The organism is Janthinobacterium agaricidamnosum NBRC 102515 = DSM 9628 (assembly GCF_000723165.1).
Lineage (GTDB): Bacteria > Pseudomonadota > Gammaproteobacteria > Burkholderiales > Burkholderiaceae_D > Janthinobacterium > Janthinobacterium agaricidamnosum.
Genome location: NZ_HG322949.1, coordinates 4,338,114 through 4,360,821, shown reverse-complemented (window position 1 = coordinate 4,360,821; position 22,708 = coordinate 4,338,114). Strand labels below are relative to the sequence as shown.

18 protein-coding genes are annotated in these 22,708 nt (G+C 65.2%); all 18 read left to right on the top strand.

Annotated features, from left to right (window positions below; all coding sequences use genetic code 11):
- Positions 1-3 precede the first annotated feature (3 nt).
- The 18 genes from kdsB (at position 4) to GJA_RS18605 (ending at position 22,642) form a co-directional block, all read left to right on the top strand.
- Positions 4-750 carry a 3-deoxy-manno-octulosonate cytidylyltransferase gene (kdsB, locus tag GJA_RS18690; protein ID WP_038495185.1) on the top strand — a complete coding sequence of 249 codons (747 nt, stop codon included), beginning with the start codon at positions 4-6 and terminating at the stop codon, positions 748-750.
- A gap of 216 nt (positions 751-966) precedes the next feature.
- On the top strand, positions 967-1,623 hold the full coding sequence (adk, locus tag GJA_RS18685; RefSeq protein ID WP_038495182.1) for an adenylate kinase: 657 nt from the start codon (positions 967-969) through the stop codon (positions 1,621-1,623).
- 174 nt (positions 1,624-1,797) lie between these two features.
- Positions 1,798-3,858: a sodium-translocating pyrophosphatase gene (locus tag GJA_RS18680; RefSeq protein WP_051781111.1), complete on the top strand. Its 2,061-nt coding sequence runs from the start codon at positions 1,798-1,800 to the stop codon at positions 3,856-3,858.
- A 271-nt stretch (positions 3,859-4,129) separates the two neighbouring features.
- Entirely contained in the window at positions 4,130-4,516 is a 387-nt protein-coding gene (locus tag GJA_RS18675; RefSeq protein WP_038495179.1) for a hypothetical protein, read from the top strand.
- A gap of 33 nt (positions 4,517-4,549) precedes the next feature.
- The gene (locus GJA_RS18670; RefSeq protein ID WP_038495176.1) at positions 4,550-5,038 is read left to right on the top strand and encodes a glycine zipper family protein; all 489 of its coding nucleotides are present in this window, start codon (positions 4,550-4,552) and stop codon (positions 5,036-5,038) included.
- Between the two features lie 166 nt (positions 5,039-5,204).
- Positions 5,205-5,537, top strand: a complete 333-nt coding sequence (locus GJA_RS18665) for a hypothetical protein (RefSeq protein ID WP_144241594.1) — start codon at positions 5,205-5,207, stop codon at positions 5,535-5,537.
- Positions 5,538-5,650: 113 nt separating this feature from the next.
- Positions 5,651-6,409 carry an SDR family NAD(P)-dependent oxidoreductase gene (locus tag GJA_RS18660; protein WP_038495173.1) on the top strand — a complete coding sequence of 253 codons (759 nt, stop codon included), beginning with the start codon at positions 5,651-5,653 and terminating at the stop codon, positions 6,407-6,409.
- A 67-nt stretch (positions 6,410-6,476) separates the two neighbouring features.
- A complete protein-coding gene (gene ggt / locus GJA_RS18655; RefSeq protein WP_038500415.1) occupies positions 6,477-8,276 on the top strand; it encodes a gamma-glutamyltransferase in 1,800 nt (599 codons plus the stop codon).
- 106 nt (positions 8,277-8,382) lie between these two features.
- The gene (locus tag GJA_RS18650; protein WP_038495170.1) at positions 8,383-9,552 is read left to right on the top strand and encodes a patatin-like phospholipase family protein; all 1,170 of its coding nucleotides are present in this window, start codon (positions 8,383-8,385) and stop codon (positions 9,550-9,552) included.
- Positions 9,553-9,668: 116 nt separating this feature from the next.
- Entirely contained in the window at positions 9,669-13,919 is a 4,251-nt protein-coding gene (locus GJA_RS18645; protein WP_242404578.1) for a hybrid sensor histidine kinase/response regulator, read from the top strand.
- 117 nt (positions 13,920-14,036) lie between these two features.
- Positions 14,037-14,753, top strand: a complete 717-nt coding sequence (locus tag GJA_RS18640; RefSeq protein ID WP_038495167.1) for a response regulator — start codon at positions 14,037-14,039, stop codon at positions 14,751-14,753.
- Positions 14,754-14,851: 98 nt separating this feature from the next.
- Positions 14,852-16,489 (top strand): AMP-binding protein, encoded by a 1,638-nt coding sequence (locus GJA_RS18635; RefSeq protein WP_038495164.1) that lies wholly within the window; start codon positions 14,852-14,854, stop codon positions 16,487-16,489.
- Between the two features lie 18 nt (positions 16,490-16,507).
- On the top strand, positions 16,508-18,889 hold the full coding sequence (locus GJA_RS18630) for a bifunctional salicylyl-CoA 5-hydroxylase/oxidoreductase (RefSeq protein WP_038495161.1): 2,382 nt from the start codon (positions 16,508-16,510) through the stop codon (positions 18,887-18,889).
- 1 nt (position 18,890) lies between these two features.
- A complete protein-coding gene (locus GJA_RS18625) occupies positions 18,891-19,661 on the top strand; it encodes an SDR family NAD(P)-dependent oxidoreductase (RefSeq protein ID WP_038495158.1) in 771 nt (256 codons plus the stop codon).
- A gap of 36 nt (positions 19,662-19,697) precedes the next feature.
- Positions 19,698-20,225, top strand: coding sequence for a MarR family winged helix-turn-helix transcriptional regulator (locus GJA_RS18620; RefSeq protein ID WP_051781105.1), 528 nt, complete (start codon positions 19,698-19,700; stop codon positions 20,223-20,225).
- 13 nt (positions 20,226-20,238) lie between these two features.
- A complete protein-coding gene (locus tag GJA_RS18615) occupies positions 20,239-21,093 on the top strand; it encodes an enoyl-CoA hydratase family protein (protein ID WP_038495155.1) in 855 nt (284 codons plus the stop codon).
- Between the two features lies 1 nt (position 21,094).
- Complete coding sequence (locus GJA_RS18610; protein ID WP_038495153.1) at positions 21,095-22,237, top strand: acyl-CoA dehydrogenase family protein; 1,143 nt, start codon at positions 21,095-21,097, stop codon at positions 22,235-22,237.
- A gap of 12 nt (positions 22,238-22,249) precedes the next feature.
- Entirely contained in the window at positions 22,250-22,642 is a 393-nt protein-coding gene (locus GJA_RS18605) for a RidA family protein (protein WP_038495151.1), read from the top strand.
- The last annotated feature ends 66 nt before the right edge of the window (positions 22,643-22,708 follow it).

Genomic DNA, 22,708 nt, shown 5'->3' with positions numbered 1-22,708 from the left:
AGCATGTCTTTTATCGTCATCATTCCGGCGCGCCTGGCGTCGACCCGTTTGCCGAACAAGCCGCTGGCCGACCTGGGCGGCAAGCCGATGGTGGTGCGGGTGGCCGAACGCGCCGCCGCCTCCGGCGCGGCGCGCGTCATCGTCGCCACCGACCATGAAGACATCCGCGCCGCCTGCGCCGCGCATGGCGTGGCAGTGTGCATGACGCGGAGCGACCATCCATCCGGCACCGACCGCATCGCCGAAGTGGCGCGCACGCTGGATTTGCCGCTCGACGCGGTAGTGGTCAACTTGCAGGGCGACGAGCCGCTGATCGATCCGGCCTTGCTGGCCGCGACCGCCGCCTGCATCAAGGCCGACGTGCCGATGGCGACCTGCGCCCATCCGCTGCACGACGTGGCCGACGTGTTCAACCCGAACGTGGTCAAGGTGGTGCTGGACAAGAACAGCCGCGCGCTGTACTTCTCGCGCGCCACGATACCATGGCACCGCGACGCGTTTGCCGCGTCGAAAACGGCGCTGCCGGCTGGCTACCTGCCGCTGCGCCATGTCGGTCTTTACGCTTATAGCAATGCTTTCCTGCAAGCCTATCCCGGCCTGGAAGCGTCGCCGCTGGAAGCCATCGAAGCACTGGAGCAATTGCGCGTGCTGTGGCATGGCTATCCGATCGCGGTGCATGTCACCGGCTCCGCTCCTCCCGCTGGGGTTGACACGCCGGAAGATTTAATTCGCGTACGGCAACACTACTAAACTATCGAATAATTTTGTGCAAACGCAGCAAAATTAGTGTTTTGCGACAGAAATATGAGCAAATGCTGCGTTTAATCAATCTCGGGATAGCAAATTGTCTACAAAGTGGCGTTTGCCCGAAGTTTTGTGGTAAGTTTCGTCGGGAAGATAGTCATTTCGGCAGCATCACACAGTTTTCAACTAACATTATTTCAAAATCTGTTTTAGGAATTTTTCATGCGTCTTATTCTTTTAGGAGCACCCGGAGCCGGCAAGGGCACCCAAGCTAACTTCATCAAAGAAAAATATAACATCCCGCAAATCTCCACCGGCGACATGCTGCGCGCCGCGATCAAGGCCGGCACCGAGCTGGGGATTGCTGCCAAGAAGGTGATGGATGTGGGGGGCTTGGTGTCGGATGACATCATGATCGGCTTGGTCAAGGACCGCCTGAAAGATTGCGATTGCGAAAACGGCTACCTGTTCGACGGCTTCCCGCGCACCATCGCGCAAGCCGATGCGATGAAGGATGCCGGCATTGCGGTAGATTACGTGCTGGAAATTTCGGTACCGGACGAATCGATTATCGAGCGCATGGACGGCCGCCGCAGCCATCCGGCGTCGGGTCGCGTGTACCACGTCACATTCAATCCGCCTAAAGTCGACGGCATCGACGACGTCACCGGCGAGCCGCTGGTGCAGCGCCCGGACGATACCGCTGAAACGGTCAAGAAGCGCCTGGACGTGTATCACAACCAGACCGAAGTATTGCTGGGCTACTACAACGAATGGGCCAAGTCCGGTTTGCCAGGCGCACCGAAATACCGCCGCATTTCCGGCGTCGGTCCGGTCGAGCAAATCCGCGACAGCGCATTTACGGCACTGTCCGAATAAAAGTGATATAAAAGAGCGAACCGAGGGTTCGCTTTTTTTTGCGCCGTTTTTAAGGAAATACCGGGGACAGGTCACGATTTTCGAGCAGTATTGCTTGGTCATCGTGGTCTGTCCCCGGTGTGGGTTTGACGTGGTTTTTCCAAGTGAGGTTAGATAAAAAACGGAGGAGACGATATGGCAGCCAGTCTGTGGTTCGCGGTAGCCTGCGGCGTGGTCGCAGTGATTTACGGTTTATGGTCGCGCAGCTGGATCTTGCGGCAAGATCCTGGTAATGCCCGTATGCAGGAAATCTCGCTGGCGATCCAGCAGGGCGCCGCCGCCTATCTGGCGCGACAGTACCGCACCATCGCCGTCGTCGGCCTGGTCTTGCTGATCGCTATCTTCTTTTTGCTGGGCCTGCAAACCGCGCTCGGTTTCCTGATCGGCTCGCTGCTCTCCGGCGCCTGCGGTTTCATCGGCATGAATGTGTCGGTGCGCGCCAATGTGCGCACCGCGCAAGCGGCCACGCTGGGCATGAACCAGGCGCTGAATGTGGCGTTCAAGGGCGGCGCGATCACCGGCATGCTGGTGGTCGGCCTCGGCCTGCTGGGCGTGACGGTGTTTTACTGGACCCTGATCCATACCGGCGCGGCCGGCCTGAGCCAGCACGATATGATCAAGCCGCTGATCGGGCTGGCTTTCGGCGCCTCGCTGATTTCGATCTTTGCGCGGCTCGGCGGCGGCATCTTCACCAAGGGCGCCGACGTCGGCGCCGACCTGGTCGGCAAGGTCGAAGCCGGCATTCCCGAGGACGACCCGCGCAATCCGGCGGTGATCGCCGATAACGTCGGCGATAACGTCGGCGATTGCGCCGGCATGGCCGCCGACCTGTTTGAAACCTATGTCGTCACGCTGATCGCCACCATGCTGCTCGGCGCGTTGCTGCTGAGCGCGGCCGGTCCGGCGGCCATCATTTATCCGCTGCTGCTGGGCGCCGTGTCTATCCTGGCGTCGATCGTCGGCTGTTCGATGGTCAAGGCCAAGCCCGGCAAGAAGATCATGTCGGCGCTGTACACCGGGCTGTGGTGGGCCGCCGGCCTGTCGCTGATCGGTTTTGCCGTGGTCACCTGGCAAGTCTGGCCGGACGATACGACCCGCATGCGCATGATGGGTTCGAGCGTGGTTGGCATCGTGCTGACCGGCTTGATGGTGTATATCACCGAGTATTACACCGGCACCGATTTCAAGCCGGTGCGCCACATCGCCGAAGCATCGACCACCGGCCACGGCACCAATATCATCGCCGGCCTCGGCGTGTCGATGAAGTCGACCGCCTATCCGGTGCTGGCGGTATGCGTCGCGATCCTGGTGTCGTACCAGCTGGGCGGCCTGTACGGCATCGCGATCGCCGCCACGGCGATGCTGTCGATGGCCGGCATCATCGTCGCGCTCGACGCCTACGGCCCGATCACCGACAACGCCGGCGGCATCGCCGAAATGTCGGGCTTGCCCGATTCGGTGCGCGCCGTCACCGATCCGCTCGATGCGGTCGGCAATACCACCAAGGCGGTCACCAAGGGTTATGCGATCGGTTCGGCCGGGCTGGCCGCGCTGGTGCTGTTCGCCGATTACACGCATGCCCTGGAATCGATCGGCCAGCACATCACGTTTGATTTGTCGAATCCGATGGTGATCGTCGGCCTGTTCATCGGCGGCCTGATACCGTACCTGTTCGGCGCCATGGCGATGGAGGCGGTGGGCCGCGCGGCGGGTGCGGTGGTGGTCGAGGTGCGGCGCCAGTTCCGCGACATCAAGGGCATCATGGATGGCAGCGGCAAGCCGGAATATGACAAGGCGGTCGATATGCTGACCGCGTCGGCGATCCGCGAAATGATCGTGCCGTCGCTGTTGCCGGTGGTGGTGCCGGTGCTGGTCGGCATGCTGCTGGGGCCGGCCGCGCTGGGCGGCTTGCTGATGGGCACCATCGTCACCGGCTTGTTCGTGGCGATTTCGATGACCACCGGCGGCGGCGCCTGGGATAACGCCAAGAAATACATCGAGGATGGCCATTTCGGCGGCAAGGGTTCCGATGCGCACAAGGCGGCCGTCACCGGCGACACCGTCGGCGACCCGTACAAGGATACCGCCGGCCCGGCCGTCAATCCGCTGATCAAGATCATCAATATCGTCGCCTTGCTGCTGGTGCCGCTGCTGCCGGCCAGCGGCTGGCTGGCAGTCTCCGTGCCGATCCAGTAAATCCGTTGCAACGGTGACTGCAAGAATGCCTCGCCAGGTTTGGCGGGGCATGGTCGTTTTTGACGCCGATATTTCCTGCGCTCCATATCACCGCGTATCAATCGTGACTAATTGTTACTGGGGCTTTTATCTGTCGTTTTCGCTGCTAATAATGAGAGTAGCTGATGGAGCCAGCTTCATCTCTGACAGGAGGTGCGCCATGAAGACGCAGTGGATATCGCCCGATTCATATTCAAGGACAGGACGCGGCCGAACATTCTTGAAGCCGGCCATGGCGCTGCTGTTCCTGGCCGGCGCCTTGGCGTGCGGCAATGCCTGGGCCCGGCCCGGAGGCGGCCACCACGGTCACGGCGGCTGGCATGGCGCCGGTCATGGCCATTGGCACGGGCGCTCCCATGTCGGCGTCGTGATCGGCGCGCCGCTGGGATGGGGCGGTGGCGGCTATCGTTATGGCCCCGGCTGGTACGGCGATCCGTTTGACGACTATCCCTACCCGCGTCCGCTGGTGGTGCGCGAGCCGCCGGTGTATATCGAACGGGGCGGCGAGCCGTCGGCGCAGTTGTGGTATTACTGCGCCCATCCGCAAGGTTATTATCCCTATGTCAAAACCTGTGCCACTGCGTGGCGTAGCGTGGTGCCTTCGACTGTGCTTCGCTAGAGGTGTGACATGAGGTATGACATGAGATGCAATATGAATCAGATGCTGTGGCTGGCGCCGCTGTCGCTGTTGCTGGGCGCGTGCACGGTGATGCCGGGCGGTCCGTCGGCGCTGGTGTTGCCGGGCAGCGGCAAGAGTTTCGATCAATTCCGTTCCGACGATTTTTCCTGCCGTTCATATGCCCAGGGTCAAGTCGGCGGCACGGCGCAGCAAGCCGGCATCGACAGCGGCGTGCGCAGCGCCGCCCTGGGCACGGTGATCGGCGCGCTGGCTGGCGCGGCCATCGATGGCGGCCATGGCGCCGGCGTCGGCGCCGGCACCGGCCTGGTATTCGGTTCGCTGGCTGGCGCCGGCGCCGCCGACAGTGCCTCGTATGACGTGCAGCAGCGTTACGATTATGCCTACCAGCAATGCATGTATGGGGCCGGGCACAAGGTGCCGGTCGCCGGCCGGCTGGTCGACCAGGTGCCGTCGAACGCCGCTTATCCACCGCCGAATACGCCACCGCCGCCTGAGCGTTGAGATGCCTGCACCCGGGCATTCTGCGATAATGAAAACATGCCGATCAGCCGGGAGCGCTGCGATGACGATACCTCTACGATGCTTGAGTTTGTTGGCGCCGCTGTGCTTGGTTTGCACGGCCGCCGGGGCCGAATCACCGCCGCAAGCGCCGCCGCAGGAAATGCCGGTGTGCGCACTGGATCCGGCCGACAGCGGCAAGCTGCTGGCCGAACCGTGCCGGCCGGCGCCGCCGCTGCGGCCGCGCCGTTCGGTATCGCAAGTGATCGGCCGCATGCCGGCGCAAACCTTGCCGCCAGTCTATGGCGAGCGTGGACCCGCCAGTCCGGCATTCACCATTCCCCAGCCGGGCGTGCCAGCCGCGCCGGTGCCGGCCAATAGCTGCGACCTGGGCGGCTGCAACGGTGTCAATGGCGTGCGCTATAACGGTTCCGGGAATCTCATGTTCGATCCGAACGGCCATATCTGCCATCGTAACGGTGCATTCGTGCAATGTTTTTGATACGGTTTTCAGTGTTACCTTTGAAAATTGGCTACAATTGACGTTGGAGTATTGACGTTTACGTAAACGTAATACCGTCATCTCCTTACCTGGTCAACGTCACTGAGGAAACCATGCAAATTCAAGACAATGTATTCATCATCACCGGCGGCGCCTCCGGACTCGGCGCAGCGACTGCGCGCATGCTGGCGGCCGCCGGCGGCAAGGTGGTGCTGGCCGACCTGCAAGTCGACGCCGGCACGGCGCTGGCGGCCGAACTGCATGGCGTGTTCGTCAAGTGCGACGTCACGTCGGAAGCCGACGGCCAGGCGGTGGTGGCCGCCGCCGTCGCGTTGGGAACCTTGCGCGGCCTGGTCAATTGCGCCGGCGTGGCGCCGGCCGTCAAGACGGTCGGCAAGGATGGCCCGCACCCGCTGGACCTGTTCCAGCGCACCGTCAATATCAACCTGGTCGGCACCTTCAATATGGCGCGGCTGGCGGCCGATGCGATGGGCCGCGGCGGCGCCACCGAACAGGGCGAGCGCGGCGTGATCGTCAATAGCGCATCGGTGGCGGCCTACGATGGCCAGATCGGCCAGGCCGCCTATGCCGCGTCGAAAGCGGCGGTGGTCGGCCTGACATTGCCGATGGCGCGCGACCTGTCGCGCAGCGGCATCCGCGTGATGACGGTGGCGCCGGGCATCTTCGAAACGCCGATGTTGATGGGCATGCCGGCCGAAGTGCAAGATGCGCTGGGCAAGATGGTGCCGTTCCCGCCGCGGCTCGGCAAACCGGACGAATATGCGCAACTGGTCAGGGCCATCATTGAAAATATCATGCTGAACGGCGAGACAATCAGGCTCGACGGAGCCATCCGCATGCAGCCAAAATAAGGTAGGATGGCACAGTATCGGGCGCATGGCCGAGGTCGGCCATGCGCCCTTTTTTTTTGGAGAATCCATGTTCAAGATGAAGACCCTGGCGTTGAGCCTGACTTTGTGGGGGGCGCTTGGCGCCGGCCCGTCGTACGCCGAAGGGCCTGTCAAGGCACTGGACAAGCCGCTGGAGGCGGCGCCGGAAGTCGCCACCGCCTATACCGAGAAATCGGGCTGGACCGCCGAGAAATACATGGTCGCCGCGGCCAATCCGCTGGCTGCCGAAGCCGGTTATAAAATGCTGCGCCAGGGCGGCAGCGCGATCGATGCGGCGATCGCCACGCAAATGGTGCTGAACCTGGTCGAGCCGCAATCGTCGGGCATCGGCGGCGGCTCGTTCATGCTGTACTCGGACGGCAAGCAGGTGCAATCGTACGACGGCCGCGAAACCGCGCCGGCCGCGGCTGACGAACACCTGTTCCAGAATCCGGACGGCACGCCGCTGTCGCGCCGCGCCGCCATCATCGGCGGCCGCTCGGTCGGCGCGCCCGGCGTGCTGCGCATGCTGGAACTGGTCCATAAACAACACGGCCGCTTGCCGTGGGCGACGCTGTTCGGCCCGGCCATCAAGCTGGCCAGCGGCGGCTTTCCCGTCAGCCAGCGGCTGAACGGCTTGCTGAGCGTGGAGCAGGCGCTGATACACGACCCGGTCGCCGCCAAATATTTTTATGACAAGGACGGCAAGGCCTGGCCGATCGGCCACATCTTGAAGAATCCGGAACTGGCGCGCACGCTGCGCGAGATCGCCCGTGGCGGCGCCGATGCGTTCTACAAGGGCCGCATCGCGCGCGACATCGCCGCCAAGGTGGCCAGCCATCCGGACAACCCGGGCTTGCTGACGGCCGCCGACATCGCCGGCTACCAGGCCCGGGAACGCCAGCCGGTGTGCAGCGACTACAAGCGCTGGACCGTGTGCGGCATGCCGCCGCCATCGTCGGGCGGGCTGGCCATCGCGCAAATGCTGGGCATCCTGGAAGTCAGGGATATCAGCCCGTACCCGCCGAAGGATGGCGTGCTCGATCCGCAAGCGATCCACCTGTTCTCGGAAGCGGGCCGGCTGGCCTACGCCGACCGCAACCGCTATGTGGCCGACACCGACTTCGTCCCGCTGCCGGGCAATGGCGTCGCCGCCATGCTCGACAAGACTTACCTGGCGCAGCGCGCCGCGCTGATCGGCGAAAAATCGATGGGCCACGCGGTGGCCGGCACGCCGCCGGGCATGAAGGTGGCGTGGGGCGCCGACACCGCGCTGGACCGTCCATCGACGTCGCACCTGGTGGCGGTCGACGCTTTCGGCGGCGGCATGTCGATGACCACCAGCGTCGAAGACGCGTTCGGTTCGCGGCAGATGGTCGACGGCTTCCTGCTGAATAACCAGTTGACCGATTTCTCGTTCGACTCGCAGGATGCGGATGGCCCGATCGCCAACCGGGTGCAGGGCGGCAAGCGTCCGCGCAGCGCCATGTCGCCGACGCTGGTGTTTGAAAAAGGCAGCCGCAAGCTGGTGCTGGCCACCGGTTCGCCGGGCGGCTCCTCGATCATCAATTACGTCGCCAAGGTGCTGGTCGGCACCATGGACTGGGGCTTGAACGTGCAGCAGGCGATTAGCCTGCCGAACCTGGGCAGCCGCAACGGCCCGACCGAGCTGGAAGCGGGCCGCGCGCCGGCCTGGCAAATCGCGGCGTTGCAGGCGAAGGGCCATGCAGTCAAGGTGATCGAGCAGAATTCCGGCTTGCAGGGCTTGATGCGCCTGTCGGCGCATGGCCGGGAAATCTGGTTCGGCGGCGCCGATCCGCGCCGCGAAGGCATGGTGCGCGGCGACTGATGCCGGCAACCACGGCGTCTTCCGGGACGCCGTGGTTTTTGCTGTCACGATGTTTTAAAACTGCAACAATTTCCACAACAGCCGCATACCCTGCTAATCTCGCGGGATGGGCATTCAAAAGAAAACAGGCTTGATCTTGAGTGGGGGCGGCGCCCGCGCCGCGTACCAGGTCGGGGTCTTGCAGGCGATTGCGGAAATCTTGTGGGAAGCCGGCTGGCCGCCCGCGCGCAATCCCTTCGATATCATTTGCGGCACGTCGGCCGGCGCCATCAACGCCACCGCGCTCGCTTGCCGCGCCGATAACTTCGGCGAGGGCGTGCAAAAACTGCTCGACGTGTGGCAGCATATCCAGGTCGAACAAGTCTACCGCGCCGATTCGCTGGGCGTGCTGCGTTCCGGCGCGCGCTGGCTGTCGCTGCTGTCGTTCGGCTGGCTGTTGCGCAAATGGCACGCCGCGCCGCCGACGTCGCTGCTCGACAATACCCCGCTGGTCAGCCTGCTGCACCGCATGCTCGACTTGCCGCGGCTCGACGCGGCGCTGTCGGACGGCTTGCTGCACGCGCTGGCGGTGACCGCCTCGTCCTACACCGGCGGACGGCACATGACGTTTTACCAGAGCGCGGCCGAAGTCGCGCCGTGGATCCGCACCCAGCGGCTGGCGCTGGCGGACCAGATCGGCGTCGAACATTTGCTGGCGTCGGCCGCGATTCCCTTCATTTTCCCGGCCGTGCCGCTGTATGTGGCGGGCCAGCGCGAGTATTGCGGCGATGGTTCGATGCGCCAGCTGGCGCCGATTTCGCCGGCCATCCACCTCGGCGCCGACAAGGTGCTGGTGGTCGGCGCCGGCCGCCTCAGCGAACCGGCCGGCGACGCGGCGGTGGCGGCGCCGTATCCCAGCCTGGCGCAAATCGCCGGCCACGCGCTGTCGTCGATTTTCCTCGATGGCCTGGCGGTCGATATCGAACGGCTCAACCGGATTAACCTGACCTTGTCGATGCTGCCGCCCGAATTGCTGCAAAAAACCCCGCTGCGGCCGGTGCAGCTGCTGGTCATCGCGCCGTCCGAGCGGCTCGACGATATCGCCAGCCGCCATATCGCCAGTTTGCCGCGGCCGATCCGCACCATGTTGTCGGGCATCGGCGCGGCCGAAGCGCGCGGCGCCGCATTAGCTTCGTACTTATTGTTCGAATCGACGTATACTGGCGAGCTGATCAGGCTTGGGCAACGCGATACGCAAGCCCGCAAGGCGGACGTGCTGGCCTTCTTCGGCGCCTGAGACGAGTTTGTCCACGCTGGGCGGCGGTATGCGTTCGACCTTTTTGTTATCATTTTTATAGGATGCTTGTGTTGTTTGCCCGCCGCTTACGTCATGTCCGCCATTTGCTGATGCTGATGCTGATGCTACTGCTGTGCGCCGTGCCGGCGGCGACGGCCGCGGCCGGGGCTGCGCTGCCGCGCACCTTGCGTTTCGAGCAATTGAGCGTCGAGCAGGGATTGGCGCAGGAATCGGTATTGGCGATCGTCCAGGACCGGCTCGGTTTCATGTGGTTCGGCAGCCAGTCCGGCCTGAGCCGCTACGACGGCTACCGCGTCATGACCTACAAGAATACCGAGGGCGACAGCCGCAGCCTGATCGATAACTGGGTCAAGGTGCTGCACATCGACGCCAAGGGCCGCATGTGGGTCGGCACCGACGGCGGGCTCGACCTGTTCGACCCGGCCAGCGGCACGTTTACCCATTTCGCGCCGCAAGAGCCGGGCAAGCGCGGCAACGGCAACCGCCATGTGCAGGGCATCATCGACGACGGCGCCGACGGCTTGTGGATCGCCACCGCCGACGGCTTGCAGCGCTTCGACCCGGCCAGCGGGCTGTTTACCGTGTGGCACCGCGCCGCCGCCCATCCTGGCAGCCTGAAGGACGACAAGGTCAACGCGCTGGTGCGCGACGGCGCCGGCCGTTTGTGGGTCGGCACCAATACCGGGCTGGACATGCTGGCGCCGGGCGCCACCGAATTCCAGCATTTTGTCATCGACCAGGCCGACCCGAATTCGAAATTCAATTGCGTGCAGGGCTTGATGGTCGACCGCCAGCAAAACCTGTGGATCGGCACCATGGCCGGCGTCGAACGCTGGCGCTTGCAAGGCACCGGCAACGGCGTACAGACGCACCGCACCCGGCTGAACGCCGACCATGGCTTGAAACTGAAACGGGTTACCAGCCTGTACCAGGATGTCGACGCCAACATCTGGCTCGGCAGCAATGGCGACGGCTTGTTCCGCTGGCTGCCGGAAAGCGACCAGTTCCTCTCTTACCGCCATCAGCCGAGCGACAAGTACAGCGTCGCCGACAACCAGATTTCGGCGCTGTACCGCGACCGCACCGGAGTGTTCTGGGTCGGCACCTGGTATAACGGGGTCAGCCGGGTGGACCTGGGCAGCGGCGGTTTTGCGCGCGTGGTGCGGGTGCCGGACGATCCGACATCACTGTCCGACCGCAAGATCCGCGCGCTGGCCGACGCCGGCGCCGGTCGTCTGTGGATCGGCAGCAATGGCGGCCTGAACCTGTTCGACCTGGCCACCGGCACGGCGCGGGTGTTTCATGTGATCGATCCCCAGTCGCCCGTCAATATGCGCGACGACCAGGTGGCGTCGCTGTGGCGCGGCAAGGGCAATGCGCTGTGGGTCGGCGGGCGCGCCGGGCTGCACCGCTTCGATATCGCGCGCGAACGCTTCACCAGCATCGGCTTCAGCCGCAGCGACCCGGCCCAGGACACTATCCGCAACCTGTACACCGACCGCAGCGGCGCCTTGTGGGTCTCGACCCGCGGCGGCTTGCACCGGGTCGACCAGGACACGCTGGCGTTTACCACCTACCGCCACGATCCGTCCGACAGCGGCAGCCTGTCCGACAATGTGGTGCGGCCGGTGCTGGAAGACCGGACCGGCCGGCTGTGGGTCGGCACCTTCAACGGCCTCGACCTGATGGACCGCAAGACCGGCCGCTTCAAGAGCTTCCGCCACGACAGCAAGGACCCGACCAGCCTGAGCCACGATGAAGTGCATGTGCTGTATGAAGACCGGCAGGGCGTCATCTGGGTCGGCACCGCCAGCGGCTTGAACCGCATGGAAATCGACGCCGACGGCGTGCCGCGGTTCCGGCGCTACCTGCGCAAGAACGGCATGGCCGACGACGCCGTGGCCGGCATCCTCGGCGACGACAAGGATGGCCTGTGGCTGAGCACCAACAGCGGCATCACCCATCTCGATACGCGCAGCGGCCTGTTCCGCAACTACGACAGTAGCGACGGCATCGTCGAAGGCTCTTATTTCGACGGCTCGGCGCTGCGCGCCACCGATGGCGCCATGTATTTCGGCGGCTTCAACGGCTTTACCGCCTTCGATCCCGGCGCGATCCGCGACAACCGGGTGCCGCCGTCGGTGGTCGTGACCGATTTCCAGATTTTCAACCGCAGCGTGCAAGCCGGGCGCGGCGACTATCCGGATGTGCTCAAGCGCGTCATCGACCATACCGGCGCGCTGACGCTGAGCGGCGACGCGACCGTGTTCTCGCTTGAATTCGCGGCGCTGCATTACGCCGCGCCGCAGCGCAACGAGTTCGCCTACCGGCTCGAAGGCTTCGACCAGGACTGGGTCATCACCGACGCCAGCAAGCGTTTCGCGACCTATACCAACCTCGATCCGGGCCAGTATGTGTTCCGCGTCAAGGCCAGCAACAAGGACGGCTTGTGGAACGAGCGCGGCGCCACGCTGGCGATCACCATCACGCCGCCGTTCTGGAAGACGTGGTGGTTCCGCAGCCTGCTGGCGGCGCTGGTGCTGGGCGGCGGCTTCCTGCTGTACCAGGCGCGCCTGCACGGCTTGCGGCGCCAGAAGAGCTGGCTGGAACACCAGGTATCGCTGCGCACCAACGAAGTCGAGCAAAAGAACAGCCTGCTGCAAAAGCAGGAAAAACAGGTGCGCCGCCATACCGAAGACCTGGCGCAAGCGAACCGCACCTTGCAGGATAACGAGGAACGGCTGCGCCTGGCGAAACAGAAGGCCGAGGACGCGACCCGTCAGAAATCCGAATTCCTGGCCAATATGAGCCATGAAATGCGCACCCCGCTGGCCGGCGTGATCGGCATGCTGGGCTTCGCGTTGCGCGACCGCTTGCTGCACCATTCGACCCGCGAACAGATCTTGCGCGGCCAGGCCAACGCCCAGTCGCTGCTGGCGATCATCAACGACTTGCTGGACTTTTCGAAGATCGAGGCCGGCAAGCTGAGCATCGAAAACATCGACTTCGCGCTGGCCGCGGCGATCGAAAACGTCATCAGCCTGTTCGAGGAGCAGGCGGCGGCGCGCAGCATCGGCTTCGCGATCGACTTCGCGCCCGACTTGCCGTTGTTCGTCGTCGGCGACCCGACCCGGCTGCGCCAGGTGCTGGTCAACCTGGTCGGCAACGCGTTCAAGTTTACCCAGCGCGGCGGCGTCACGGTGCGGGTCGAACGGGCCGGCGTGGCGCCGGGCCCGGGCGGCCGGCCGGTCAACCTGATCCGTTTCATCGTCACCGACAGCGGCATCGGCATCGACGCCGACGCGATGGCGCGGCTGTTCCAGAAATTCGAGCAAGCCGATTCGACCACCACCCGGCGTTATGGCGGCACCGGGCTGGGCCTGGCGATCTGCCGCCAGCTGGTCGACTTGATGGGCGGCGAAATCAGCGCCACCAGCACGCCCGGGGCCGGCAGCACCTTCATCTTTACCGTGCCGCTGGCCGACGGCGTGGCGCCGCCACTGGTGCCGCAGGTCGAACGCGAACCGCACAGCCACCAGTTGCGGGTCTTGTGCGCCGAGGATTTTCCGACCAACCAGATCATCATCCGGGTCATGCTGGAAGACCTGGGCCACCGGGTCGATATCGCGCCGAACGGCGCGCTGGCGGTGGCCGCCTGCGCCCATACGCGCTACGACCTGATCCTGATGGACGGGCGCATGCCGGACATGGACGGCGCCAGCGCCACCCGTTTGATCCGCGCCGGCGGCCCGGCCGACGCGCCGGTGCGCGATCAGGAATTGATGATCGTCGCGCTGACCGCCAACGCCAGCGAGGAGGACCGCAGCCGCTACCTGGCGGCCGGCATGGATGCGTTCCTGACCAAGCCGATCGATGACGGCGCGCTGCACTTCCAGCTGGCGCGGGCGATCGAGCGCCAGTTGCAGCGTGGCATCATGCTGCCGCTGATGCCGGCGCCGCGCGCGCTGGCCGGCGCCAGCGAACTCGACGTGCTGTTCGGGGTCGCCGCCGCCGCTGCTCCGCCGCTGGGGCCGGGCGCCGCGCCGCGGCATGGCGTGCGCAGCCCGGACTTGAAGCGGCGCATCCGCGACGCGTTCGCCGGCGACATCGAAGGCCGCTTGCGCGAGCTCGACGCGGCGCTGGACGCGCACGACTTTGACGCGGCCGGGCGCTTGCTGCATGGCTTGAAGGGCAGCGCCGCCTATCTGGATGAGATGGAATTGCATGTGCTGTGCAGCGAGCTGGAAGAGGCCGCCGACCACCGGCATTGGCCGCGCTTGCAGGACGGCCTGCCGCGCTTGCGCGAGATGCTGGCCAATCTCGGCGAACCGGCGGCCCGCTTGTAAAATGAACGGGCTGGTTTCCGGTTCTGATGTAATATAAAGGCAACTAAACGCAACACCTGCACGCGTGTTGCAGCGATATAAGAAATCTGGCCTGGGCCGGTATTGGAGATTTAAAAAATGAAAGTTTTGGTGGTGGACGACGATGTCGTGTCGCGCATGGTGTTGATGCATCTGGTCGACAGTTGCGGCACGTTTGATATCGTGGAAGCCGAGGATGGCGAGGATGCGTGGCAGCAGTTGCAAAACGGCTTGCGTCCGGCGATCTGCTTTTGCGATGTGCGCATGCCGCGTTTATCCGGCATGGAATTGCTGGCCAGGGTCAAGGCCGATCCGGCGCTGCAAGACATGCCGCTGGTGCTGGTCTCATCGGCCACCGACCGCGAAACGGTGCAGCATGCGGCGCTGTCGGGCGCGGCCGGTTATATCGTCAAGCCATTCCAGGTCGACCAGGTGCGCTTGCACCTGGACGCCAGCCTGGGCCGGGCTGACGGCGCGCAGCACGCGGCCGAAGCGCCCCGGCTGACCCAGCAGCGGCTCGGCATCAACGCCGAACGGTTGCTGGTCTACCTGGCCGGCTTCCAGAACCAGCTGGCGGCCGCCAGCGGCGAACTGGACGCCTTGCTGGCGCGCGGCGAGCATGCCGAGGCGCAGGCGCGGGTCGACCGGCTGCATGTCGGCTGCGTGACATTGGGCCTGAACGGCGCGGCGCGCGCACTGGCCGGCCTGGCGCCGGGCGGCTTGTCCAGCGATACGCTGCAAGCGGTGCTGGCCGACGTGGTGGGCACCGTGATCCACCAGTCCGGCCTGGTGCGCCGGCAAAGCATGGAAAACTGAAATTGCGCTTGATGGCGAGATAGTTTAGGTTTAAAGTATCTGCGTGACGTGCAGCAGGCAAGGCGCACAGATAAAACTTTTACTATATCAGGGCGATCATGGGCATCTCCACTGCGGCATCCGCTTATACCGATCAATTCGCGCGCCTGAACCTGCCGCCGCGCGAGCAGTGGCCGGACTTGCTGTTCGATTTGCCGGAACTGCGCTATCCGGCGCGGCTCAACTGCGTCGCCGAATTGCTCGATCGCCAGCCGGATCCGGCGCGCATCGCGATCCGCGGCGCGCGCGGGCAATGGAGTTATGCCGAGCTGCTCGACCAGGTCAACCGCATCGCCGCCGTGCTGCGCGGCGAGATGGGGCTGGCCGCCGGCAACCGGGTGCTGCTGCGCGGCGCCAACCATCCGATGATGGCGGCCTGCATCCTCGGCGTGATCAAGGCCGGCTGCATCGCGGTGCCGACCATGCCGCTATTGCGCGGCAAGGAGCTGGCGTCTATCATCGCCAAGGCGCAAGTCAACGCGGTGCTGTGCGCCGACGAGTTGCGGGACGAGCTGGATACGCTGGAGCGCTTGCCGGCGACACTGTATTTCGGCGCCGCGTCCGACCCCGGCTCCGGCTCCGATGTGGCGCAGGGGCTGGAAGCGCTGATGGCGCGCCAGTCCGGCACGTTCGAGACGGTCGACACGGCCGCCGACGATATCTGCCTGATCAGCTTCACGTCCGGCACCACCGGCGTGCCGAAGGGGACCATGCATTTTCACCGCGACGTGCTGGCCATTTGCGACTGTTTTCCCCGTTCGATCTTGCAATCGCGGCCGGACGACGTCTTCATCGGCACGCCGCCGCTGGCGTTCACCTTCGGCCTGGGCGGCTTGCTGCTGTTTCCGCTGCGGGTAGGCGGCTGCGCCGTGCTGCTGGAAAAACTGACGCCGGAAAGCTTGCTGCAAGCGATACAGGATCACCGCGCCAGCGTGTGTTTCACGGCGCCGACCTTTTACCGCCAGATGGCGCCGCTGGTGTCCGATTACGATATCGGCAGCCTGCGGCGCAGCGTGTCGGCCGGCGAAGCGCTGCCGCTGGCCACCCGCGACGGTTGGCAGGCGGCCAGCGGACTGGCGATGATCGACGGCATCGGCGCCACCGAGCTGCTGCATATCTTCATTTCAGCGGCCGACGGCGCCATCCGCCGCGGCGCCACCGGCAAGCCGGTGCCGGGCTACCAGGCCTGCATCCTGGACCGCGACGGGCGCCGGCTCGGACCCGGCGTGATCGGCCGGCTGGCCGTCAAGGGGCCGACCGGCTGCCGCTACCTGGCCGATCCGCGCCAGGCCGATTACGTGTTCGACGGCTGGAACCTGACCGGCGACGCCTATGAAATGGACCAGGACGGCTATTTTTATTACCGCTCGCGCACCGACGACATGATCATTTCGTCCGGCTACAACATCGCCGGGCCGGAAGTGGAAGACGCGCTGCTGCGCCATCCGGCGGTGGCCGAATGCGCCGTCACCGGCCGTCCCGACGAGCGGCGCGGACAAATCGTCGAAGCGCACGTGGTGCTCAAGCCCGGCTTCGACGCTGGCGACGAGATGGCGCGGATCTTGCAAGAGTTCGTCAAGCAGGAAATCGCGCCGTATAAATATCCGCGCGCGGTGCGCTTTTTGCCGGCCTTGCCGCGCACCGAGACCGGCAAGCTGCAGCGTTTCAAGCTGCGCGGCAAGTGCCTGCCGGGATAGACACCAGATAAGGGAATCATGAATATCGTATGCATAGGCGGCGGCCCGGCCGGCCTGTATTTCAGCCTGCTGATGAAGCAGCAACATCCCGGCCACCGCATCGTGGTGATCGAGCGCAACCGGCCTTACGATACCTTCGGCTGGGGCGTGGTGTTTTCCGACCAGACGCTGGGCAACCTGGTCCGCGCCGACGAGGCCAGCGCGCGCGCCATCCTGCAATCGTTCAATCACTGGGACGATATCGACGTCTTTTTCAAGGGTGAAAAAGTGACGTCGGGCGGGCACGGCTTTTGCGGCATCGGCCGCAAGCACTTGCTCAATATCCTGCAGCGGCGCTGCGAGGAATTGGGCGTGGAACTGGTGTTCGAGACCGACGTCAAGGACGACCAGCACATCGCCCGTCAGTATGGCGCCGAGCTGGTGATCGCGTCGGACGGCTTGAACAGCCGCATCCGCACGCGCTATGCGGCCAGTTACCAGCCGCAGGTCGAGGCGCGCCAGTGCCGTTTTGTGTGGCTGGGCACGCGCAAGAAGTTCGATGCGTTTACATTTGCTTTCAAACAAACCGAATTCGGCTGGTTCCAGGCCCATATCTACCAGTATGATGGCGATACGTCGACCTTCATCGTCGAAACGCCGGAAAGCGTGTGGCGCGCGGCCGGGCTGGAACAGATGAGCCAGCAACAGGCGATCGCCTTCTGCGAGCGCCTGTTTGCCGACCGGCTCGATGGCCATGCGCTGCTGTCGAACGCCGCGCATTTGCGCGGCTCGGCGATGTGGATCACCTTCCCGCGCGTGGTGTGTCGCCAATGGGTGCACTGGCATGGCGCGGTGCCGGTGGTGCTGATGGGCGACGCGGCGCACAGCGCGCATTATTCGATTGGTTCCGGCACCAAGCTGGCGCTGGAAGACGCGATCGAACTGGCGCGCTGCTGCGCTGGCGACGGCCAGCCGGATGTGCGGCAGGCGCTGGCACAGTACCAGGCGGCGCGCGCGATCGAAGTGGCCAAGCTGCAGAGCGCGGCGCGCAATTCGATGGAATGGTTTGAAAACGTCGAACGCTACAGCGCGATGGAGGCGCCGCAATTCGCCTATTCGATGCTGACCCGCAGCCAGCGCCTGTCGCATGAAAACCTGCGCTTGCGCGACCCGGGCTATGTCGCCGCTTACGAGGGGTGGCTGGCGCGGCGCGCCTGCGAGCAGGCCGGCTTGCCGCCGCCGGACCCAAGCGACAAGGTATTGCCGATGCTGACGCCGTTCAAGCTGCGCGGCCTGACCTTGAAAAACCGCATCGTGGTGTCGCCGATGGCGCAATACAGCGCGCTCGACGGCGTCGCCGGCGATTATCACCTGGTGCACCTGGGCGCGCGGGCGATGGGCGGCGCGGCGCTGGTGTTTGCCGAAATGACGTGCGTGTCGGCCGATGCCCGCATCACGCCGGCCTGCCCCGGGCTGTACGCGCCGGAACATACGCTGGCATGGCGCCGGATCGTCGATTTCGTGCACGCCAACAGCGATGCGAAGATCGCCGTGCAACTGGGCCACGCCGGGCCGAAAGGCTCGACCCGGGCCATGTGGGACGGCATCGACCAGCCCTTGGCCGACGGCAATTGGCCGCTGCTGGCGGCGTCCGAGCAGCAATACCTGGATGGCGTGTCGCAGGTGGCGCGCGCCGCGACGGTGGCCGACCTGGCGCGCATCGAAGCCGATTTCGTGGCCGCGGCCAGGGCCGCCGCGGAGGCCGGTTTCGACTGGCTGGAATTGCATTGCGCGCATGGCTATCTGCTGTCGAGCTTCATTTCGCCGCTGACCAACCGGCGCGGCGACGAGTATGGCGGCAGCCTGGAAAACCGTTGCCGCTTTCCGCTGCGGGTGTTTGGCGCGATGCGCGCGGTCTGGCCGCAAGAGCGGCCGATCAGCGTGCGCATTTCGGCGCACGACTGGGTGGAAGGCGGTATCACGCCGGATGACGCGGTCGCGATCGCGCGCCTGTTCAAGACGGCCGGCGCCGACTTGATCGATTGTTCGTCGGGCCAGGTCAGCAAGCTGGAACGGCCGGTGTACGGCCGCATGTTCCAGACCCCGTTCGCCGACCGCATCCGCAACGAGGCCGGCATCGCGACGATGGCGGTCGGTTCGATCTTCGAGGCCGACCACGCCAACAGCATCATCGCCGCCGGCCGCGCCGATTTGTGCGCGGTCGGCCGGCCGCACCTGGCCAATCCGGCCTGGACTTTGAGCGAAGCGGCCAGGATCGGCTACCAGGCGGTGGCCTGGCCGAAGCAGTACCGGCCGGCCAAGCAGCAGCTGGAACGCAACCTGGAGCGCGAGCGGCAACTGGCGGCCGCCAATACCGGCCTGAGTGCGCAGCAAATCGCGGCCCGGCTGCTGGAGGGCTGACATGGTATTGCATGAAAAACATGCGCTGGTCACCGGCGGCGGCAGCGGCATCGGCCTGGCGGTCGCGCGCGCCTTGCTGCAACGGGGCGCCTATGTCACATTGGCGGGCCGCGATGGCGCTAAATTGCAGGCTGCGCGCCAGCAGTTGAGCGAGCCGGGAAAGGTCGGCGTGGTGCTGCTCGACGTGGCCGATGAAGACTCGGTGCGAACGGGCTTCCAGGCCGCCGCAGAACAGGCCGGCCGCATCGACATACTGGTGAACAATGCCGGCCAGGCCGGTTCTGCGCCGTTCGGCAAGACCGATGCGGCGCTGTGGCGGCGCATGATGGCGGTCAACCTGGACGGCGTCTTCCATTGCATGCAGGCCGCCTTGCCGGGCATGCTGGAGGTTGGCTGGGGCCGCATCGTCAATATCGCGTCGACCGCCGGCCTGACCGGCTACCGCTACGTCAGCGCGTATGCGGCGGCCAAGCACGGCGTGATCGGCCTGACGCGCGCGCTGGCGCTGGAAGTGGCGAGCAAGGGCGTGACGGTGAACGCGGTATGTCCTGGATTTACCGACACGGAGATCGTGCGCCAGGCGGTCGCCACCATCGTCGGCAAGACCGGGCGCAGCGAGGCGCAGGCGCGCGCCGGGCTGTACGCCGGCAATCCGCAGCAGCGCTTTGTGCAAAGTGAAGAGGTGGCCGGCGCGGTGCTGTGGTTATGCCTGCCCGAGTCGGCCGCCATGAATGGTCAATCGATCGCCGTCGCCGGCGGCGAGGTGATGTAATCAGCCATGTAATCGAGGATAACTCTGGGATAGATAATGTCGGGTACTGAACAAGAACAAGAACCAGCGCCGCACGGCGAAGGCAGCGAAGTGCTGGACCTGGCCAGCCGGCTGACGCAAGACCATCACCAGTCGCTCAAATTGTGGCTGCGCATGCTGTCGTGCACGGTCAAGATCGAAAATGAAATTCGCAGCCGCTTGCGCGCGACGTTCGGCATCACCTTGCCGCGCTTCGATTTGATGGCGCAGCTGGAGCGCCATCCGCAAGGCTTGCGCATGGGCGAACTGTCGAAACGGATGATGGTCACCGGCGGCAATATCACCGGCATCACCGACCAGCTGGAACTGGAAAAGCTGGTGGTGCGGGTGGCGGACCCGAAGGACCGACGCGCCTACAGCGTCAAGCTGACCGCCGCCGGCCGGCGCGCGTTCGCCGAGATGGCGGTGGTGCATGAAGGCTGGATCGCCGAATTGCTGCATGGCGTGACGCCGCACGACAAGGGACAGCTGATTACGCTGCTGTCGCAGATGAAGCAGCAGTTAAACGAAGTACCAGGACCCTGAGGAGCAAGTTCGCATGCGATATCTTCCCGGCCAGGCGCAGCAATTGCCCGGCAACCGGACCAGCCTGGCGGCTTACCAGGCGCGCCACTTCCTGTTCAGCGTCAGCGACGGCGTCGCCACGCTGACGCTGAACCGGCCCGAGCGCAAGAATCCGCTGACCTTCGATTCGTATGCCGAGCTGCGCGAACTGTTCCGCGCGCTGGCCCATGCCGACGATGTCAAGGCGGTGGTGATCTGCGGCGCCGGCGACAATTTCTGTTCCGGCGGCGACGTGCACGACATCATCGGCCCGCTGACCCGGCTCGACATGCCCGGCCTGCTGGCGTTTACCCGCATGACCGGCGACGTCGTCAAGGCGCTGCGCGCCTGTCCGCAACCGGTGATCGCGGCGATCGACGGCATTTGCGCCGGCGCCGGCGCGATGCTGGCGCTGGCGTCCGACCTGCGGCTGGCCACGGCCCGCAGCAAGACCGCCTTCCTGTTCACCCGGGTAGGGCTGGCCGGCTGCGACATGGGCGCCTGCGCCTTGCTGCCGCGCGTGATAGGCCAGGGCCGCGCCAGCGAATTGCTGTACACCGGCCGCTCGATGTCGGGTAGCGAGGGCGAACGCTGGGGCTTTTTCAACAGCTTGCAGGAACCGGCCGATTTACTGGCCGCGGCGCAGGCGCTGGCGGCCGGCCTGGCCGCCGGCCCGACCTTTGCCCATGGTATGACCAAGAAAATGCTGCAGCAGGAGTGGAGCATGGGCATCGACGAAGCGATCGAGGCGGAAGCCCAGGCGCAGGCGATTTGCATGGCGACCAACGATTTTCACCGCGCCTACCATGCGTTTGTGGCCAAGGAAAAACCGCAATTCGAGGGCGACTAAAATGAGCGATAAAACCTATCTGGACTGGCCGTTCTTCGAGCCGCGCCACGCCGCGCTGGAAGCGGAACTCGATGCCTGGGCCAGCGCCAATATCAACGATGGCCACGCCGGCGACGTCGACCGGGCGTGCCGCGCGCTGGTGCTGCAACTGGGCCGGGCCGGCTGGCTGCGGCACGCGGTCGGCGCCATCGACACGCGGGCGATTTGCCTGATCCGCGAAACGCTGGCGCGCCACGCCGGCCTGGCCGATTTCGCGTTCGCGATGCAGGGGCTGGGGTCGGGCGCGATCAGCCTGTTCGGCAGCGCGGCGCAGCAGGCGGCGTACCTGGACCAGGTGGCGCGCGGCGAGGCGATCGCCGCGTTCGCCCTGTCCGAGCCGCAGGCCGGTTCCGACGTCGCGGCGCTGCAATGCGCGGCGCGGCTGGATGGCGGCGATTACGTCCTGGACGGCGAAAAGACCTGGATTTCCAATGGCGGCATCGCCGACTTTTACGTGGTGTTCGCACGCACCGGCGAAGCGCCCGGCGCGCGCGGCATCAGCGCCTTCATCGTCGATGCCGGCACGCCGGGTTTCGAGATCGCCGAACGGATCGACCTGATCGCGCCGCACCCGCTGGCGCGTTTGACCTTGCGCGATTGCCGCATCCCGGCCAGCCGCATGCTGGGCGCGGCCGGGCAGGGTTTCAAGGTGGCGATGGCGACGCTGGACGTGTTCCGCACCTCGGTCGCGGCGGCGGCGCTGGGGTTTGCGCGGCGCGCCTTCGACGAGGCGCTGCGCCACGCGATGCAGCGCAAGATGTTTGGCCAGACGCTGGCCGACTTCCAGCTGACGCAGGCGAAGCTGGCGCAGATGGCGACCGGCATCGATGCGGCGGCCTTGCTGACCTACCGCGCAGCATGGCGGCGCGACCAGGGCGCCAGGGTCACCAGGGAAGCGGCGATGGCCAAGATGACGGCCACCGAAACGGCGCAGCAAGTGATCGACGCGGCGGTGCAAATGTTTGGCGCGCTGGGCGTGGTCAGCGAGCATCCGGTCGAGCGGCTGTACCGCGACATCCGCGCGCTGCGCATTTACGAAGGTGCGACCGAAGTGCAGCAATTGATCATCGCGCGCGAATTGCTGCGCGATGCAACGACAGAATAGAAAGAGCTGAATATGGACATATTGTTGCCGCCGGGCTGGGTCCGGCCGCGTGGTTATTCGAACGGCGTGGCGGCCAGCGGGCGCACCGTCTGCGTCAGCGGCATGATAGGCTGGGATGGCCAGGGCAAGTTCCACACCGCCGATTTCGCCGGCCAGGTGCGCCAGGCCTTGCTGAACGTGGTGGCGGTGCTGGCCGAGGCCGACGCCCGGCCGGAACACATCGTGCGCATGACCTGGTATGTGCTCGACAAGAAGGAATACGTGGCGGCCTACAAGCAGATCGGCGCGGCTTACCGCGACATCATCGGTTCGCACTTTCCGGCGATGACGGCGGTGCAGGTGGCCGGTTTGATCGAGGACGAGGCCCGGGTCGAGATCGAGGTGACGGCGATCGTGCCCGGGTAGCGGCTTGCAGGCGGTGTGGCATCGAAGGTGAAAACTTGATCTTATTATCAGGAAATGATTATTAAA

Bases quoted from the DNA above. Each gene is read 5' to 3' on its own strand.
- GJA_RS18625 (WP_038495158.1), top strand. From the start codon at position 18,891: ATGGTATTGCATGAAAAACATGCGCTGGTCACCGGCGGCGGCAGCGGC.
- kdsB (WP_038495185.1), top strand. From the start codon at position 4: ATGTCTTTTATCGTCATCATTCCGGCGCGCCTGGCGTCGACCCGTTTG.
- GJA_RS18615 (WP_038495155.1), top strand. From the start codon at position 20,239: ATGCGATATCTTCCCGGCCAGGCGCAGCAATTGCCCGGCAACCGGACC.
- ggt (WP_038500415.1), top strand. From the start codon at position 6,477: ATGTTCAAGATGAAGACCCTGGCGTTGAGCCTGACTTTGTGGGGGGCG.
- GJA_RS18630 (WP_038495161.1), top strand. From the start codon at position 16,508: ATGAATATCGTATGCATAGGCGGCGGCCCGGCCGGCCTGTATTTCAGC.
- GJA_RS18680 (WP_051781111.1), top strand. From the start codon at position 1,798: ATGGCAGCCAGTCTGTGGTTCGCGGTAGCCTGCGGCGTGGTCGCAGTG.
- GJA_RS18650 (WP_038495170.1), top strand. From the start codon at position 8,383: ATGGGCATTCAAAAGAAAACAGGCTTGATCTTGAGTGGGGGCGGCGCC.
- GJA_RS18660 (WP_038495173.1), top strand. From the start codon at position 5,651: ATGCAAATTCAAGACAATGTATTCATCATCACCGGCGGCGCCTCCGGA.
- GJA_RS18645 (WP_242404578.1), top strand. From the start codon at position 9,669: ATGCTGATGCTACTGCTGTGCGCCGTGCCGGCGGCGACGGCCGCGGCC.
- GJA_RS18610 (WP_038495153.1), top strand. From the start codon at position 21,095: ATGAGCGATAAAACCTATCTGGACTGGCCGTTCTTCGAGCCGCGCCAC.
- adk (WP_038495182.1), top strand. From the start codon at position 967: ATGCGTCTTATTCTTTTAGGAGCACCCGGAGCCGGCAAGGGCACCCAA.
- GJA_RS18640 (WP_038495167.1), top strand. From the start codon at position 14,037: ATGAAAGTTTTGGTGGTGGACGACGATGTCGTGTCGCGCATGGTGTTG.
- GJA_RS18670 (WP_038495176.1), top strand. From the start codon at position 4,550: ATGAATCAGATGCTGTGGCTGGCGCCGCTGTCGCTGTTGCTGGGCGCG.
- GJA_RS18605 (WP_038495151.1), top strand. From the start codon at position 22,250: ATGGACATATTGTTGCCGCCGGGCTGGGTCCGGCCGCGTGGTTATTCG.
- GJA_RS18635 (WP_038495164.1), top strand. From the start codon at position 14,852: ATGGGCATCTCCACTGCGGCATCCGCTTATACCGATCAATTCGCGCGC.
- GJA_RS18620 (WP_051781105.1), top strand. From the start codon at position 19,698: ATGTCGGGTACTGAACAAGAACAAGAACCAGCGCCGCACGGCGAAGGC.
- GJA_RS18675 (WP_038495179.1), top strand. From the start codon at position 4,130: ATGGCGCTGCTGTTCCTGGCCGGCGCCTTGGCGTGCGGCAATGCCTGG.